Annotated in this window: 16 protein-coding genes; 8 read left to right on the top strand and 8 right to left on the bottom strand. The window is 65.5% G+C overall.

Going from position 1 to position 16,097, the window contains the following annotated elements; all coding sequences use genetic code 11:
- Positions 1-30: 30 nt before the first annotated feature.
- On the top strand, positions 31-2,415 hold the full coding sequence (gene clpA, locus LRC39_RS16130) for an ATP-dependent Clp protease ATP-binding subunit ClpA (protein ID WP_346294947.1): 2,385 nt from the start codon (positions 31-33) through the stop codon (positions 2,413-2,415).
- A 74-nt stretch (positions 2,416-2,489) separates the two neighbouring features.
- Here the strand turns inward: clpA and LRC39_RS16125 are convergent, their stop codons facing one another.
- On the bottom strand, positions 2,490-4,268 hold the full coding sequence (locus tag LRC39_RS16125; RefSeq protein ID WP_430624946.1) for an ArnT family glycosyltransferase: 1,779 nt from the start codon (positions 4,266-4,268) through the stop codon (positions 2,490-2,492).
- Between the two features lie 711 nt (positions 4,269-4,979).
- Between LRC39_RS16125 and LRC39_RS16120 the strand changes: the two genes are divergently transcribed.
- Entirely contained in the window at positions 4,980-6,011 is a 1,032-nt protein-coding gene (locus LRC39_RS16120) for a transglycosylase SLT domain-containing protein (protein WP_346297517.1), read from the top strand.
- A 14-nt stretch (positions 6,012-6,025) separates the two neighbouring features.
- On the opposite strand, the gene LRC39_RS16115 is transcribed toward LRC39_RS16120, so the two are convergent.
- Positions 6,026-6,385: a PilZ domain-containing protein gene (locus tag LRC39_RS16115; protein WP_346294945.1), complete on the bottom strand. Its 360-nt coding sequence runs from the start codon at positions 6,383-6,385 to the stop codon at positions 6,026-6,028.
- A 152-nt stretch (positions 6,386-6,537) separates the two neighbouring features.
- Here LRC39_RS16115 and LRC39_RS16110 point away from each other — a divergent pair, with 152 nt between their 5' ends.
- The 3 genes from LRC39_RS16110 to tsaA are packed head-to-tail and all read left to right on the top strand — an operon-like array spanning position 6,538 to position 8,133.
- Positions 6,538-7,281 (top strand): AzlC family ABC transporter permease, encoded by a 744-nt coding sequence (locus tag LRC39_RS16110; protein WP_346294944.1) that lies wholly within the window; start codon positions 6,538-6,540, stop codon positions 7,279-7,281.
- The gene (locus LRC39_RS16105) at positions 7,278-7,622 is read left to right on the top strand and encodes an AzlD domain-containing protein (RefSeq protein ID WP_107344995.1); all 345 of its coding nucleotides are present in this window, start codon (positions 7,278-7,280) and stop codon (positions 7,620-7,622) included. Before LRC39_RS16110 ends, LRC39_RS16105 begins: the two co-directional genes overlap by 4 nt.
- Positions 7,623-7,671: 49 nt before the next feature.
- On the top strand, positions 7,672-8,133 hold the full coding sequence (gene tsaA, locus LRC39_RS16100) for a tRNA (N6-threonylcarbamoyladenosine(37)-N6)-methyltransferase TrmO (protein WP_107344994.1): 462 nt from the start codon (positions 7,672-7,674) through the stop codon (positions 8,131-8,133).
- Between the two features lie 5 nt (positions 8,134-8,138).
- Here tsaA and LRC39_RS16095 read toward each other — a convergent pair whose 3' ends face one another.
- The 4 genes from LRC39_RS16095 to LRC39_RS16080 all read right to left on the bottom strand — a co-directional run bounded on the left by LRC39_RS16095 (position 8,139) and on the right by LRC39_RS16080 (position 11,181).
- A complete protein-coding gene (locus LRC39_RS16095; protein WP_107357544.1) occupies positions 8,139-8,567 on the bottom strand; it encodes an HIT family protein in 429 nt (142 codons plus the stop codon).
- A gap of 49 nt (positions 8,568-8,616) precedes the next feature.
- Entirely contained in the window at positions 8,617-9,855 is a 1,239-nt protein-coding gene (locus LRC39_RS16090; protein ID WP_346297516.1) for a GNAT family N-acetyltransferase, read from the bottom strand.
- 92 nt (positions 9,856-9,947) lie between these two features.
- Positions 9,948-10,694 (bottom strand): glycerophosphodiester phosphodiesterase, encoded by a 747-nt coding sequence (locus LRC39_RS16085; protein WP_346294943.1) that lies wholly within the window; start codon positions 10,692-10,694, stop codon positions 9,948-9,950.
- A 19-nt stretch (positions 10,695-10,713) separates the two neighbouring features.
- Positions 10,714-11,181, bottom strand: a complete 468-nt coding sequence (locus LRC39_RS16080) for a RidA family protein (protein ID WP_263988829.1) — start codon at positions 11,179-11,181, stop codon at positions 10,714-10,716.
- 268 nt (positions 11,182-11,449) lie between these two features.
- Here LRC39_RS16080 and LRC39_RS16075 point away from each other — a divergent pair, with 268 nt between their 5' ends.
- Positions 11,450-12,316 carry a cell envelope integrity EipB family protein gene (locus tag LRC39_RS16075; protein WP_107344991.1) on the top strand — a complete coding sequence of 289 codons (867 nt, stop codon included), beginning with the start codon at positions 11,450-11,452 and terminating at the stop codon, positions 12,314-12,316.
- Between the two features lie 122 nt (positions 12,317-12,438).
- Here LRC39_RS16075 and LRC39_RS16070 read toward each other — a convergent pair whose 3' ends face one another.
- Both LRC39_RS16070 and LRC39_RS16065 read right to left on the bottom strand, forming a co-directional pair.
- The gene (locus LRC39_RS16070; protein ID WP_346294942.1) at positions 12,439-13,734 is read right to left on the bottom strand and encodes a DNA polymerase IV; all 1,296 of its coding nucleotides are present in this window, start codon (positions 13,732-13,734) and stop codon (positions 12,439-12,441) included.
- Entirely contained in the window at positions 13,731-14,030 is a 300-nt protein-coding gene (locus LRC39_RS16065) for a DUF3572 domain-containing protein (RefSeq protein WP_107344989.1), read from the bottom strand. Before LRC39_RS16065 ends, LRC39_RS16070 begins: the two co-directional genes overlap by 4 nt.
- A gap of 126 nt (positions 14,031-14,156) precedes the next feature.
- On the opposite strand from LRC39_RS16065, the gene LRC39_RS16060 reads away from it, so the two are divergent.
- Both LRC39_RS16060 and LRC39_RS16055 read left to right on the top strand, forming a co-directional pair.
- Positions 14,157-14,522, top strand: a complete 366-nt coding sequence (locus LRC39_RS16060; RefSeq protein WP_011158678.1) for a response regulator — start codon at positions 14,157-14,159, stop codon at positions 14,520-14,522.
- Positions 14,523-14,532: 10 nt separating this feature from the next.
- Positions 14,533-15,906, top strand: a complete 1,374-nt coding sequence (locus LRC39_RS16055) for a PleD family two-component system response regulator (RefSeq protein ID WP_107344988.1) — start codon at positions 14,533-14,535, stop codon at positions 15,904-15,906.
- Positions 15,907-16,097: the final 191 nt, after the last annotated feature.

The following is a 16,097-nucleotide window of genomic DNA, read 5'->3' as shown; positions in this document are numbered from 1 at the left end:
TCATGATCAGCGGGGGACACAGAGGACGAGATGCCGACATTTTCCCAAAGCCTTGAGCAATCCCTCCATCGTGCGCTCGCCATCGCCAACGAGCGTCACCACCAGTACGCAACCCTCGAACATCTGCTGTTGTCTCTGGTCGACGATTCCGACGCGGCCGCAGTCATGCGCGCCTGCAGCGTCGATCTCGACAAGCTGCGCACCAGCCTGGTCAACTATCTCGAAACCGAGTTCGAGAATCTGGTGACCGACGGGTCTGAGGACGCCAAGCCGACCGCCGGCTTCCAGCGCGTGATTCAGCGCGCCGTGATCCATGTGCAATCCTCGGGGCGTGAGGAAGTGACCGGCGCCAACGTGCTGGTTGCGATCTTCGCCGAGCGTGAAAGCCATGCCGCGTACTTCCTGCAGGAGCAGGACATGACGCGCTACGACGCGGTCAACTACATCAGCCACGGCATCGCCAAGCGTCCCGGCGTGTCCGAAGCTCGCCCGGTGCGCGGTGTCGACGAAGAGACCGAGACCAAGGGCGGCGACGACTCCAAGAAGAAGGGCGACGCGCTCGAGACCTATTGCGTCAACCTCAACAAGAAGGCCCGCGACGGCAAGATCGATCCGGTGATCGGGCGCAATGCCGAGATCAGCCGCGCGATCCAGGTGCTGTGCCGCCGGCAGAAGAACAACCCGCTGTTCGTCGGCGAAGCCGGCGTCGGCAAGACGGCCATCGCCGAAGGTCTCGCCAAGCGCATCGTCGACGGCGAGGTGCCGGAGGTGCTGTCCGCCGCCACCGTGTTCTCGCTGGACATGGGCACGCTGCTGGCCGGTACGCGCTATCGCGGTGACTTCGAGGAACGCCTCAAGCAGGTCTTGAAGGAGCTCGAAGCGCATCCGAATGCGATCCTGTTCATCGACGAGATCCACACCGTGATCGGTGCCGGTGCCACGTCCGGTGGCGCGATGGATGCCTCGAATTTGCTCAAGCCTGCCTTGGCTTCGGGCACCATTCGGTGCATGGGCTCGACCACCTATAAGGAATACCGTCAGCACTTCGAGAAAGACCGCGCGCTGGTGCGGCGCTTCCAGAAGATCGACGTCAACGAGCCGACGGTCGAAGATGCGATCGCGATCCTGAAGGGGCTGAAGCCTTACTTCGAGGACTATCACAAGCTGAAGTACACCAACGAGGCGATCGAATCCGCGGTGCAGCTGTCGTCGCGCTACATCCATGACCGGAAGCTGCCGGACAAGGCGATCGACGTCATCGATGAGTCGGGCGCGGCGCAGATGCTGCTGTCTGAGAACAAGCGCAAGAAGACGATCGGCATCAAGGAAATCGAAGCCACCGTCGCGACCATGGCGCGGATCCCGCCGAAGAGCGTGTCGAAGGACGACGCCGAGGTGCTCAAGCATCTCGAGCAGACTCTGAAGCGCGTAGTGTTTGGTCAGGACAAGGCGATCGAGGCGCTGTCGGCGTCGATCAAGCTGGCGCGTGCCGGCCTGCGTGAACCGGAGAAGCCGATCGGCTGCTACCTGTTCTCGGGCCCGACCGGCGTCGGCAAGACCGAAGTCGCCAAGCAGCTCGCGTCGACGCTCGGCGTCGAACTGCTGCGCTTTGATATGTCGGAGTATATGGAGCGGCACACTGTGTCGCGTCTGATCGGCGCGCCTCCCGGCTATGTCGGCTTCGACCAGGGCGGCCTGCTGACCGACGGCGTCGATCAGCATCCGCACTGCGTGGTGCTGCTCGACGAAATCGAGAAGGCACATCCGGATCTGTACAACGTGCTGCTGCAGATCATGGATCACGGCCGGCTCACCGACCACAACGGCAAGCAGGTCAACTTCCGCAACGTCATCCTGATCATGACCACGAACGCGGGTGCGGCGGATCTGGCTCGGCAGGCGTTCGGCTTCACGCGCAACAAGCGGGAAGGCGACGACCACGAGGCGATCAACCGGCAGTTCGCGCCGGAATTCCGCAACCGTCTCGATGCGATCGTGTCGTTCGCGCATCTCAATGCCGACGTCATCGGCATGGTGGTGGAGAAGTTCGTGCTGCAGCTCGAAGCTCAGCTCGCGGACCGCGACGTCACCATCGAGCTGTCCGAGCCCGCCAAGGCGTGGCTGGTGCAGCATGGCTACGACGAGCAGATGGGCGCCCGGCCGATGGCCCGGGTCATCCAGGAGCACATCAAGAAGCCGTTGGCCGACGAAGTGCTGTTCGGCCGGCTGAAGGGCGGCGGCCACGTCAAGGTCGTGCTGGTCAAGGACGATGCCGTCGCCGGCGTCGAACTGGAGAAGATCGGCTTCGAATTCCTCGACGGCCCCGTGACGCCGAAGCCGGAAAATCTGCCCGGCAAGAAGCGTGGCGGCTCGGCCCGCAAGGCCAAAGCGAAGGATCAGGTCGAGAAGGCCTGATCTGAGACCAACGATCTCAATCAGCGAGGCCGGCGAGCGATCGCCGGCCTCGTCGTTTTTGGAGCTACCGAGTGCTATTCCGGTGACCTTGTCGGTGACGGTCCGGCCGGCGACGGCTGCTCGTCCTTTGGCGCCGCCGTAGAAGGCGCTTCCGGCTTTTCCGGTTCGTCCACAGCCGGCGGAGCAGATGGCTGCGCAGGCGCCGTTGCGGCCGGTGCAGAAGGCTCGGCGGCCTCGGGCGGAGCAGGCTGAGGTGCCTCTGGAGCGGCAACAGGCGGGCTAGGTGGGGCTGGCGCTGGAGCAGGCGAGGGCGGTGTCGGCGCTGGTGTCACGGTTGGCGCTGGCGGTGCCGCCGAGGGCGGAGGCGGCAGCACGACGCCGTCCGGCGGGATCATGGCCCAACCGTAGGCCTTCAGCTTGCCGCCGCCGAGCGGCAGCACCATGGTGCCGAATACCGGGGGCACATTGCCGAGTGCCGTCCGATACGGCGCCGGCAGCTCGTCGGTGCGTTTGAACTCGTCAGTGCTCCACACCACCAGGGTGCCGGAACGCTTCAACCGGTCGGCCGTGATCCAGGGGCTCTTGGCAAACTCGGCGTCGATGAACACCGAAGGCCGCGGCGAGGCGTAGGCTGCGACGAAACCGGCCTCGCGCGTGCTGCCGGTGATGATATCGAGCGGGCGGGTGGTCCGGCTCTTCCATACCGACTGCATCGCTTTCGACAGTGCCTTGGCCGGATACAGCTCGGTCGGCACCGGCCCGCTGCCATAGGCACGGGAGTAGGTCGAGGTCGCGTAGCCGATGGGGACGCCGAACAGCACCAGCATCCAGGCGGCGATCGCGAGGCGCGGCGCGCGGATCGTCAGCCGGGCCGGCAGCAACGCCACCAGAGCCAGACCTGAGAACGCCACCAGGGCGCTGCCGGTGTAGGCGCCGATCGTGAACCAGCCGAACACGCTGCCGAGCCCGACCAGCATCGACGGCAGCACTGCCGCTGCGACCAGCAGCGAGCGATCGAACGCGCTCGGAGCAGTGAGTTCGAGGTCCGCCGGCTCCCCCTGCAGCGGCAGCCGCGGGATGAAAGCGAGGCCGGCGATCACGATCAGTCCGAGGTTGAGCCCGACCTGGCCGAACACGAAAGCGAACGCCGCACTGATCCGCGGCCACAATCCTGTCGCTCCGTCGTCGGCGACGGGCGAGGCGATTTGGGCCTGCGCCAGCCACATCAGGTGCGGCAGCAGCACCACGAAACAGGCGCCCGCGGCGACCGCCACGCCACTGGTCGCCAGCCGGCGGCGACCATCTGCGGTCAGCAGCAAGTGTCCGATCAGCACCAGGACGAGTGCAACGCCGGCATGGTTAGTCGAGATCAGAAGCGCAGCGGCAATGCCGAGCCCGATCCAGCTCGACCGCGCGCCGCCGAGTACGGCGCGGCGATAAAGTAACACCACAGCGACCGCAAGGGGCAGGCTGGCGATTGCCGGATCATAGGCGGTGACCTGCGGGCCGAAGCAGCCGATCAGGATGGTGAGCGCCACAGCGAGCGTCGCACCGCTGGGGCCAAAGATCGAGGCGCCAAGGCGCCACAGCAGCGCCAGCGTCATCAGCGCGGAGCCCAGCGCGAGCAGAAGCTGTGCGCCGTTCCAGCGTCCGGTGGCGAGCGAAGCGAGTTCTGTCAGCCACGGCGCCAGCGGCGGATACTTCCAATAGCCGCCCTGCAGCTCGCTGCCGAACAGCGCCATTTCGTAGCCGACGGCGGGCAGCCCGGGGAAGCTAATGGCGCTGATGAACCACAGCGTGCCGTATAGGCCGAGCACCCACAGCAGCAGCCGCTGCGGACGGTTGCGCAGCATGTCGAACAGACTGTCGCAGGCGCCGAGCAGCAGCGTCAGCGGCAGGAAGCTGGCGCGCGCAGCGGCGGGCCGCGCGGTCGCCGCAGGAGCCGCGGCGGGCGCCGGTGCAGTCTGTCCGGTCCCACGTACCGGCCTGGCCTGCTTGGTCTGCGGTTGCTTCGGCTTCGGGCCAGGAAGCGGCTTCGGCGCGGTTTGCGGTTTGATCGGTGGCGGCGCAGGCCGGGGCTCCGCAGAGGCCGGTGCCGGCTTGGTGGCTGCAGGTGCGGCGGAGGCCTGAGCCTCGTCGGCGCTCGATGCGACAGCGGCCTCACCGTCCGGCGGCAACGCTCGTGCAGCGGCGGCCGGTCGCGGCTGACCGCCGTGATGCTTCTTCTTCGGCCGGCGCTGTTTTGGTTGTTTGCGCTTGATGGTCGTCGTCCCCTGGCGAGTCCGAACCTGCGGTATCGATGCCGTGGTTCGCGCGTGGCGTTTCGAATCGACGTTTTAGTCCAACGGGTCGACCAGGCAATTGCCGGAAAGACGAGGCGACAACGAGGCTTGCGGTATCGCTGCGCCGTTTCGACCCAGACTCTCGCACAGCTTTTGGCATCGGCCGCAGCGCTGGCATTCGGATCAGTTTCGGCCATCATGCGTTCCCGAAACTGCGTCGTTGAATTGCTAGTCCGTTGCCTGGGTGAGTCAAGGAATGCGGCCGTTGAAGGGAAACCGCGCATGATCCGGCCGCCTTGGCTTGCGCCCGTTGCGGCCGCGCTGACCTTGCTCAGCTGCGCGACCGTGCATGCTGAGGATACGCCACAGCCAAAGACGGACGCCGCCGCGCCGCCGGCTGTGGCCGAGCCGAGCAAGCCCGCACCTGCCGCGGACCAAGCCAAGCCTGCTGCAGAGCCCAATCAAGCCACACCCGGCGACAAGCCGGCTGATGCCACCGACAAGGGCAGTGATGCGGGTACGCGGGAGTCGATCTGCCTGATGATCGAATCCGCCGCCAAGGCGCACAATTTGCCGCTGGAGTTTTTCGCCCGGGTGATCTGGCAGGAGAGCCGGTTTCAGCCGGATGCCGTGGGTCCGGTGACACGCAGTGGTAAGCGCGCGCAAGGCATCGCCCAGTTCATGCCCGGCACGGCCAGCGAGCGGCGGCTGCTCGATCCGTTCGATCCCGTGCAGGCGCTGCCGAAGTCAGCCGAATTCCTCAAGGAGCTGCGCGATCAGTTCGGCAATCTCGGGCTTGCAGCGGCTGCCTATAACGCCGGGCCGCGCCGGGTGCAGGAATGGCTCGCCGGTACTGGCGGTATGCCGCTGCAGACACGGGACTACGTGTTCGCGATCACCGGCAGTTCGGTGGAGGACTGGGCGAAGGCGGGACGTGCCGCAAAGCTGCCGGAGACCAAGGCAGATACCGATTGCCGAACGCTGATGGCGCTGTTGAAGCGGGCGCCGAATCCGTTCGTCGCCGAGCTCGAACAGCGCGTGAAGCTCGGAGCCGATCGGCCCTGGGGTGTGCAGCTCGCCGCCGGGTTCAATCGCAACCGCGCACTGGCGAGCTACGCGCGGGCGATGTCACGGCTGAGCGGCGTGATCGGCGAGCGCGATCCGACATTGCTGAGCGGCCTGTTCCGCAGCCGCGGCACCCGGCCGTTCTATCAGGTACGGATTGGCGCCGACACGCGCGGCGAAGCGGACGATCTGTGCAAGCAGATCCGCCGGGCCGGGCAGGCGTGCCTGGTGCTGCGCAATCGAGGCTGACGGGCCGAGGCGGATCAGAATTGTGAGCGCAGGTCGCTGAGCTGCGTGCGGAGCTGCTGATTGACGCGCTCGGTCGCGCGCAACCGGAGCGCGATGTCGAGTGGCAGCGAATCCACGTGGCGCCGCGGCGTCTCCAGGACGAGGCCGGCCATGTTCTCGAGGCGCCAGACGATCCGGCCGAAATAGGAGATGCCCTGACGGGGGATCATCAACTCGACGGTGTCCGGCACGGCCGCAGGATTGTCGACCTCGACCTGCGCGCCGTTCCCCGAGAAGTTGCGGACGATGCAGTCGAAGGTGGATGCGCGCGCCTGAAACACCAGACGGCCGCCATAGTAAACACGCCGGCGAGCTGTGCACCGTCGATCGAACATCCCCGCCTCCTGTCGCGATGGTTGTGTTTTGCTATCACAGGTGGTGACGATTCTTGAATTCGACTGAAGAGAAACCAATGGTTAAGGTAAACGCAGCGCCTTGACCGCAGCGCCCTGGGCAGCGCGTATGGGGCGTAACTCGCAGAGACCGCATGCCCGTTTTCTCCTCGACTTCGCCGCACTGGCACAGCCCCGGCCGTGCCTTTCTCCGCGGCCTGATTGCCGCTAGCGGCAGTGTGCTGACGCTGGTGCTGTTCGCGACCTTCATCGGCATCGGTGCGCTCGCCCATGACAGCCATTTCAGCCTCGGTTGGGTGCTGCTGAGCACGGTGCTGGTGTGGGCCGGCCCGGCACAGATCATCCTGATCTCGTCGCTTGGCTCCGGAGCGACGCCGGTGCAGGCGGCGATCGCCGTCACGGTGTCGGCGATCCGGCTGTTTCCCATGGTGGTGTCGGTGCTGCCGATGCTGAGGACCCCGACTACAAAGCTGCGGCATCTCGTGCTGCCGGCGCACTTCGTCGCGGTGACGATGTGGGTGGAGTGCTTCCGTCTGCTGCCGCAGGTGCCGCGCGAGCGGCGCGTTGCCTTCGCCAATGGTCTCGGCACCGGCCTGGTCTTGGTGTGTCTCGTTGCCAATGTGATCGGCTTTCTGCTCGCGGCGAATCTGCCGCAGTCGTTCGGCGCTGCGATCCTGCTGCTGACGCCGCTGGCGTTTCTGCTATCGACCGCGCGCAACTGCCGCGAAATCGCCGACGTCGTCGCGCTGCTGCTCGGGCTGGCGCTGTTTCCGCTGGTCGCGCTGCTGCATACCGGCGTCGACGTGCTGATCAGCGGCGTCTCGGCCGGGACGATCGCCTACGGCGTGCACTGGATGCGGCGACGGAGGCGGGCGTGAGCGACTTCATCGGCAATTGGCAGGCGCTAATGGTGCTGGTGCTCGCCGGCGTGCTGCCGAACGAAGCCTGGCGGATGCTCGGACTGTGGCTCGGTGGTGGCATCGACGAAGGCTCGGAGCTTTTGATCTGGGTGCGCGCGGTTGCCACCGCGATCCTGGCGGGCGTGATTGCCCAGATCCTGTTCCTGCCGCCGGGCGCACTGGCGAGCGTGTCGCCGATGCTGCGCTATGGTGCAGTGGCGGCGGGCCTTGCGGTGTTTCTGGCCGCGCGCCGCTCGATCTTCGCCGGCGTGGTGGCGGGCGAGGCGGTGCTGCTGATCGGCCAACTTTGGTGGCGGTGAAACCTGTGCGGTTTCGCGCTACACCGGGCTGTCAGTGAGAAGGCGCATGATGATGGACAGAGGTGAGATCCGCGAAGGCGAGGTCGTGGTCGAGGCGCCGCCGCCGACCGATGCCGGTCTGGTGTTCATCGGCCGCATTCACACGCCCTGGACGTCGCGCGGCGAGACGCCGCGGCAGGGCAGTCACGACGGGCCGGTGTGCCGGCTCGAGATCTTCGAGCCGTGGATTCAGGCGCTCCAGGGGCTCGACAAGTTCGCCCATGCCCAGGTGGTGTACTGGCTGCATCTGTCGCGGCGCGATCTGGTGATCCAGCGTGGCCACGGTATCGACGGACCGCGCGGCACCTTTGCGCTTCGCTCGCCGCTGCGACCGAACCCAATCGGGATTTCGTCGGTGGCGGTGGTCGGGATCGAGGGCGCGACCGTGTTGGTGCGCGGCCTCGATTGCCTCGACGGCACGCCGCTGATCGACTTGAAGCCGGATCGCTGCGTGCACTCGATGGTGAAGTAGCCGTCTCAGCTCTGTGACAGTGCCGCCTTCAGTTGTGCGGCATGTTGTTCGAGCACCGCGGGCTCTTCCTTGCGCGAGGCCGGCGGCAGTAGCGGCACGCCTTCGTGGCGCGGCATCACGTGCATGTGCAGATGATAGACCACTTGGCCGGCGGCCGGTTCGCTGAACTGCTGCACCACAATGCCGTCGGCTTTGAACGCCTTCATCGCCGCGTGTGCGATCTTGTGCGCGCCGCGCGCCACATGGGCGAAATCCTCGGGCGTGATGTCGAGGATGTTGCGCGCCGGTGCTTTCGGGATCACCAGCGTGTGGCCGGTCGACCGCGGCATGATGTCGAGGAAGGCGAAGACGTGATCGTCTTCATAGATTTTGTGACACGGGATTTCGCCGCGCAGGATCTTGGCGAAAATATTCTCGGGATCGTAAGCGGTCATGGTTGCTCCGGGCTTGGCGGCGCGATTGTCGTCACCGTGCATAGGCGGGTCAAGCCGGATCGGCGATGTTACCTTTTTTAAATGGACCGGCTTCAGTCAGCTCGCGGCCCATCTCGTCAACATACATTCGTTCGCGCTTGAGATAATCGGCGATCGCGCGGCGCAGCGCCGGGTCTGCGATGAAGTGTGCCGAGTAGGTGGTCTGCGGCAGATAGCCACGTGCGATCTTGTGCTCGCCTTGTGCGCCGGCTTCCACCACCTTGAGGCCGCGCGTGATCGCAAAGTCGATCGCCTGATAGTAGCACACCTCGAAATGCAGAAATGGATGATGCTCGATCGCGCCCCAATGACGGCCGAACAGCGTGTCGCCGCCGATGAAGTTGATCGCGCCGGCGATCCAGCGGCCGTTGCGCTTCGCCATCACCAGCAGCACGTCCTCGCTCATGCTCTGGCCGATCAGGGAATAGAATTCCCTGTTCAGGTAGGGCCGTCCCCATTTGCGCGAGCCGGTCTCGATGTAGAACTCAAAGAACGCGTCCCATGCATCCTCAGTGATATCCGCGCCGGTGAGGTGATGGATGGTGATGCCATTCGCCACCGCGTCGCGCCGCTCGCGCTTGATGCCTTTGCGATGACGCGAGTTCAGCGTCGCGAGAAAATCGTCGAAGCTTGAATAGCCGGCATTGTGCCAGTGAAACTGCTGATCGGTGCGTTGCAGGAAACCGCGCTCGGCGAGGAAGCGCCACTCGCTCTCGCGCGCGAAGGTGACGTGCACCGACGACGCCTTGCTGAGATCGCACAGCGCCATCAGACCGTTCACCAGCGCGCCGCCGACACGCGCCGGATCGACGCCATCGCGGATCAGCAGGCGCGGCCCGGTTGCAGGGGTGAACGGCACCGACACCTGAAGCTTGGGATAGTAGCTGCCGCCTGCGCGCTCATACGCATCGGCCCAGCCGCGGTCGAACACGTATTCACCCTGCGAATGCGATTTCAGGTAGCACGGCACGAGCCCAACGATGCGGCCGTCCTCGCGGGCGATCAGGTGCCGCGGCCCCCAGCCGGTGCGGGCACTTGCCGACCGCGACTGTTCGAGCGCGGCGAAGAACGCGTGGCTGAGAAATGGATTGTAGGCGGCTGTCGCGGCGGTGCAGGCACTGCCGACTGCGCCGGCTTCATCCGGATGAGGGACGATCGTTCCGGAGCGCGCGCAGGCATCCCAATCGGCGGCGGAGATCGCATCCACCGATGACACGGCTTCCAGCGTGATGTCGGATGTTGTCGTCAAACCGCCGAACCGGTGGAAAGAGCGCTGCTGACTGTCATTCCGCAGAGATTGGGCATTTGCCGCGTTTCGTTCAAGACCGGTTGCGGTCACGATTACGGAACAAAGCCCTCGAAGATCATCTGGTCGGCATAGCGGGCGGCGCGGGCGCGCTGTTCGGGGGTACGCACCGTCCAGCTCAGCAGTGCGCAGCCGAACAAATTGCGCGCGATCCACGGCGCCGGGGCAGGGAGGTCGTCGACCCGGTAGGCGACGAAATGCGGCTGGGTTCTGAGACCGTGCTTCAACGCCACCATCGGGTCGCGCTGCGCCTCGTTGAGCTTCGCCCAATAGGCGTCGTCATAGCTACGCTCCGCGGTGATGCCACGCGGCAGCTTCGGCGCAAGCTGGCGCAGCGCCAGCACCTGGTCGGGATCGAACGACATTGCCGCGACCGGCCCCTTGTAGCTGTCCAGCACCTGGAGCAGCCGGCGGGCGAGCCTGCGGTCGCCGTCGAAATGGCTTTTCAGCTCGATCACCAGCGCCGCGCGGCCGGCGACGAGGTCGCACAGCTCGCCGACCGACATCATCCGCTCGGGCGTATCCTTGAACGGCACTTGGCGGAGCTGCGCGGCCGTCATGCCGAGCAGGGCCCCGTCACCGTCGGTCAGTCGGCCGAGAATGTCGTCATGGTGGACCATCGCTTCACCGTCGGCGGTGAGCTGGATGTCCACTTCGATGCTGAAATTGCCGGCGATCGATGCGTTGATCGCGCCGGGCATATTTTCGACGACGCCGCGGGCGCGGTCGTGCAGGCCGCGATGCGCGACCGGTCGGGCGATCAGCCAGTCGGGCGCGCGCATCGCTCTGTCTCCCGCGGGTTTACGCGACTTCGAACAGGCCTTCGACCTCGACCGCGGCATTGGCCGGCAGCGAGGCGACGCCGACGGTGGTGCGGGCGTGGCGGCCCTTGTCACCGAACACGGCGACCATCAGGTCGGAGGCGCCGTTCATCACCTTCGGCCCGTCGACGAAGTCCGGCGTCGAGTTGATGAAACCGCCCAGCCGCACCACACGCACCACCTTGTCGAGATCGCCCAGCGCCGCCTTGAGCTGCGCCAGCAGGTTGATCGCGCAAGCGCGCGCTGCGGCGTTGCCCTGTTCGATCGAGACGTCGGCGCCGAGCTTGCCCTGGGCGACCAGCTTGCCTTCGCCGTCAAAACAAACCTGCCCGGATACCACTAGCAGATTGCCGGTGCGGACGAAGCCGACATAGTTGGCGACCGGGCTTGCCGGCTCGTGCAACACGATCCCCTGTGCGGTCAGTTTCTGCTCGATCACCCCGGTCATGCCGATCCCCATTGCTCGTCGCGTCTCCCGGCGCTCCGTTCGGCCGGGCGGTCTTGTTTGGCCGATTGCGCAGGCTGTGGCAAGCAAGCCGCTGCAACTGGCAAAGCCTGCTCCGCTTGCAACCGTGTCGGCCGGCAGGTTCCGATCAAATTGGGTTTGAGCCAAATTGCTCCGTGATTTCACCGCAATCCGGTGGTCCACGAATCCCGGCCGTTGCTGCGACTCCGGCCGCTGCTTATTTTAATCCGACCGTTATCAGGGAGACGACATGCCCGTGTCACGACAGACGACGCGACCGAGCCGGGGACTGCTGGCAATCGTGGCGGCCTTCGCCATGTCGAGCGGATCGGCAGCCATCGCCGGCCCCGCGATCAACTTCCTGCCGCACCAGGCGCTGTACGACCTCAGCCTGGTGAAGACCCGCAACAACGCCTCGATCAGCACGGTGCGCGGCCGCATCCTGTACAATTTCTCCGGCAACGCCTGCGAAGGCTACACCTCCGATTTCCGTCAGGTGTCGGAGATCCAGAGCGGCGAGGGCAAGAACACGCTCAGCGACCTGCGCTCGTCGAGCTGGGAGGATGCCGCCGGCAAGAGCTATCGGTTCAAGATCGGCACCCGGATGGACGACTCCAAGGAGAGCGACGTCGACGGCATGGCCGAGCGCACCGGCGATCATATCACGGTGAAGCTGAAGCAGCCGGTGCAGAAGACGTTCGAACTCGATGGCTCGACCGTGTTCCCGACCGAGCAGATCGAACGCATCATCGAAGCCGCGCGCGCCGGCAAGTCGCTGCTGAACCTGTCGGTATATGACGGCTCGGACAACGGCGAGAAGGTCTACAACACGCTGACGGTGATCGGGCAGCCGATCAAGGGTAGCGGCGCGGTGGCATCGCCCGATCCGTCCACCAATGACGATGCCATGAAGGCGCTGACGCGCTGGCCGGTGACGGTGAGCTACTACGATCGCGACGCCAAATCCGCCACCGGCGAACAGACGCCGGTCTATGCGATGTCGTTCGAACTCTACGAGAACGGCGTGTCGCGCTCGCTGGTGCTCGACTACAACGATTTCGTCCTCGCCGGCGCGATGGGCAAGCTCGAGGTCAAGTCCGACAAGCCGTGTAAGTAACAAGGCCCTCGCGATCCGTCACTGCGAGGAGCAATGCGACGAAGCAGTCGATCTGTGAGTGCGTAACACTCTGGATTGCTTTGCTGCGCTCGCAATGACTTGCCCGTTCGGACTGATTGCCATCATCCTTGCGGCTTCTGCACCCGATCGAACGCGATGCCCCGGATGACGGCGGCGTCGCCGAACTTCTTGCGCAGGTCGTCGATAGCGCGTTCGGCGTGGGCGGAGCGGCGGTCGAGCATGTCGTCCTCCGCCGGGCCGGTTTGCTCGGTCAGCGCGCTGACGCCGGTACCGATCAGCCGGAACGCGGTGCCGTCGACTTCCTTGCTCAGCATCTCGCGTGACACCGAGAAGATCCGGTTGGCCATCTGGGTCGGCGCGTGGATGGTCTGGGCGCGGGTGCGCTGGCGAAAGTCGGCGGTCTTCAGTTTCAGAGTAATTGTCGAGCCGGAGAGAGCGGCGCTTTTCAGCCGCGACGACACCTTCTCCGACAGGCGCCATAGGATCTTCTCCAGCGTCGCGAGGTCGCGAATGTCGTCCTCGAAGGTAGTCTCGTTGGAAATCGATTTGGCGCCGCGATCGGGCACCACCTTGCGGTCGTCGATGCCGCGCGCCAGCCGCCACAGCCGCCGGCCTTCGTCGCCGAACTGCCGCATCAGCTCGATCTCATCGGCGCGCTGCAGATCCGCGATGGTGCGGAAACCGCGGCTCGCCAGCCGCGACGCGGTGGCCGGGCCGATGCCGAAGATGAAGCCGACCGGCCGCGGCGCCAACATCTCGCGGGCTTCGTCCTGATCCAGCGCGGCGAAGCCACGCGGCTTGTCGAGATCGGACGCGATCTTGGCGAGGAACTTGTTGCACGACAGCCCGACCGAGACGGTGACGCCGATGTCGCGCTCGACCTCGCGGGCGAACTTCGCCAGCACCTTGGCGGGGATCATGCCGTGCATCCGTTCGGTGCCGGCCAGGTCGAGGAACGCCTCATCGATCGACAGCGGCTCGACCAGCGGCGTCAGCGCCCGCATCGCTTGCCGCACCTCACGGCCGACCCGGACATACTTCGCCATGTCGGGCCGCACCACCGACGCCGAGGGGCACAGCGCCAGCGCCTTGAACATCGGCATCGCCGAGCGCACCCCGTAGGTGCGAGCGATGTAGCAGGCCGCCGACACCACCCCGCGCTTGCCGCCACCGACGATCACCGGCTTGTCGGCAAGCTCCGGATTGTCGCGCTTCTCCACCGTCGCATAGAACGCGTCGCAGTCGATATGAGCGAGCGACAGAGTTCCGAGCGACCGGTGCCGCAGCAGGCGCGGCGAACCGCAGGCCGTGCAGCGCCGCGCCTCGGCGCGCTGGTCGGCGAGGCAATCCCGGCAGAAGCCGGGTGCAGTCCGTGCGCCTGGGTCGTCGCCGCTCACGGCGTGTCACGCTCCCATGGCTTGTCCTCCAGCACCTGCAGGGCCGCAGCGACGTTGGTGGGGTGGAGCTGGACCGAGTCGGCGAAGGCTTTGGCGGTGGCGTCGTCGCGCAGCACGAAGTTCAGCACGCTGATCAGGAACTGCGGATCGGCGGCGGAACTGCGCAGAGTCTCCGGGCCGATCCCGGTTTCAGCCAGAAACAGGCCGAGCCGCTCGGGTTCTCCCGCGATGAAGGAGAGCGCCTGAATCGCCACGATTTCAGCCGCTTGGCGAGGATCTTGAAGCCGCTTTCGCATCGGTTGTGTTTGCCTTTCCGTAACTTCTCGTCTCTATTTTATTCAATCATGCCCGAGTCTTGCGGCTTGTCGAACGATCGCGGGCCGCCGGCCCGGGCATTTTAGTGCGAGTAGTGGAGGGGCGGGATGGCGAAAACCGTCCTGATCGTCGAAGACAACGAGCTCAATATGAAGCTCTTTCGCGACTTGCTGGAGGCCCATGGCTACCAGACGGCGGGAACGAGCAACGGTTACGAAGCGCTCGACCTGGTTCGCAAGCTGCGCCCCGATCTGATCCTGATGGACATCCAGCTGCCGCAGGTGTCCGGGCTCGAAGTCACGCGCTGGATCAAGGACGATGCCGAACTCCGTCACATTCCGGTGGTAGCCGTCACCGCATTCGCGATGAAGGGCGACGAGGAGCGAATCCGCGAAGGCGGCTGCGAAGCCTATTTGTCCAAGCCGATCTCGGTCGGCAAGTTCATCGAGACGGTCCGGCGGTTCATCGGCTAGGAGTGGTATCGTGTCAGCGCGTATCTTGGTGGTCGACGACATCCCGGCGAACGTCAAGCTGCTCGAAGACCGGTTGTCGGCCGAGTATTTCGACGTCATCACCGCATCGAACGGCATTCAGGCGCTGGAGATCTGCCAGCGCGCCGAATGCGACATCGTGCTGCTCGACGTGATGATGCCGGACATGGACGGCTTCGAAGTCTGTCGCCGGCTGAAGTCGAATCCGAAGACGCATTTCATCCCGGTGGTGATGGTGACGGCGCTCGACAGCCCGGCCGATCGCGTGCGCGGCCTCGAGGCCGGCGCCGATGATTTCCTCACCAAGCCGGTGTCGGATGTCGTGCTGATCGCACGGGTGCGGTCGCTGACCCGGCTGAAGATGATGACCGATGAGCTGCGGATGCGGGCGATCACCTCGCTCGAGATCGGCATGCAGGCGCCGGAGCGCGAAGCGGTCGCCGATCAGGGCAAGGGCGGCCGCATTTTGCTGGTCGACGATCGGCCGTCGTCCTACGAACGGCTGGCGCCGCTGCTCAGCGCCGAGCACGACGTCGACGTCGAGACCAATCCTTCCGAAGCGCTGTTCCACGCCGCCGACGGCAATTACGACCTGCTGATCGTGTCGCTGGGGCTGGAGAATTTCGACGGGCTGCGGCTGTGCAGCCAAGCGCGCTCGCTGGAGCGCACCCGGCATGTGCCGATCCTCGCGATCGCCGATGCCGAGAACAATGCGCGGCTGCTGCGCGGGCTCGAGATCGGCGTGAACGACTATCTGTTGCGGCCGGTCGACAAGAACGAATTGATGGCGCGGGCGCGGACCCAGATCCGCCGCCGCCGCTACACCGATCATCTGCGCGACAACGTGCAGCATTCGATCGAAATGGCGATCACCGACGGGCTCACCGGGCTGCACAATCGGCGCTACATGGAGAGCCATCTGGCGACGCTCGCCGAGCAGGCGGGCGCGCGCGGCAAGCCGCTGGCGCTGATGATCCTCGACATCGACTTCTTCAAGTCGATCAACGACAGCTACGGCCACGATGCCGGCGACGACGTGCTGCGCGAGTTCGCGCTGCGGATCAAGAAGTCGATCCGCGGCATCGATCTCGCTTGCCGCTACGGCGGCGAGGAGTTCGTGATCGTGATGCCGGAGACCGATCTGCATGTCGCACAGATGGTGGCCGAGCGGCTGCGCCGCGCCATCGCCGGCGAGCCGTTTGCAGTCGAGAAGGGCGCGCGCCGGATCGAGGTCACGATTTCGATCGGGCTGTCGACGCTGGAGCGCAAGGGCGAGCCGATCCCCGACCTGCTGAAACGCGCCGACACCGCGCTGTACCGGGCCAAGCACGACGGCCGCAATCGCGTGGTCGCCGCGGCGGCGTAAGCCAAAGTACCCGCACGACGTCACGTTACTGGACAGCTGTCATCCCCCGCGGATGCGGGGATCCAGTATGCCGCAGCTCAGCGGTTGATCTTTGCGCTCTGGGATACTTGATCGCCCGCCTGCGCGGGCGATGACGTCTGCTGGCTGCGCGAAGGCTGCCGATCATCGTCGAAAATAGAAACGGGGCCCGA

Origin of the sequence: Rhodopseudomonas sp. P1 (assembly GCF_039642825.1) — a bacterium.
Taxonomy (GTDB): Bacteria; Pseudomonadota; Alphaproteobacteria; order Rhizobiales; family Xanthobacteraceae; genus Rhodopseudomonas; species Rhodopseudomonas palustris_H.
Note: the sequence above shows the minus strand (reverse complement) of the source record. Positions and strands in the feature narration are given on the sequence as shown.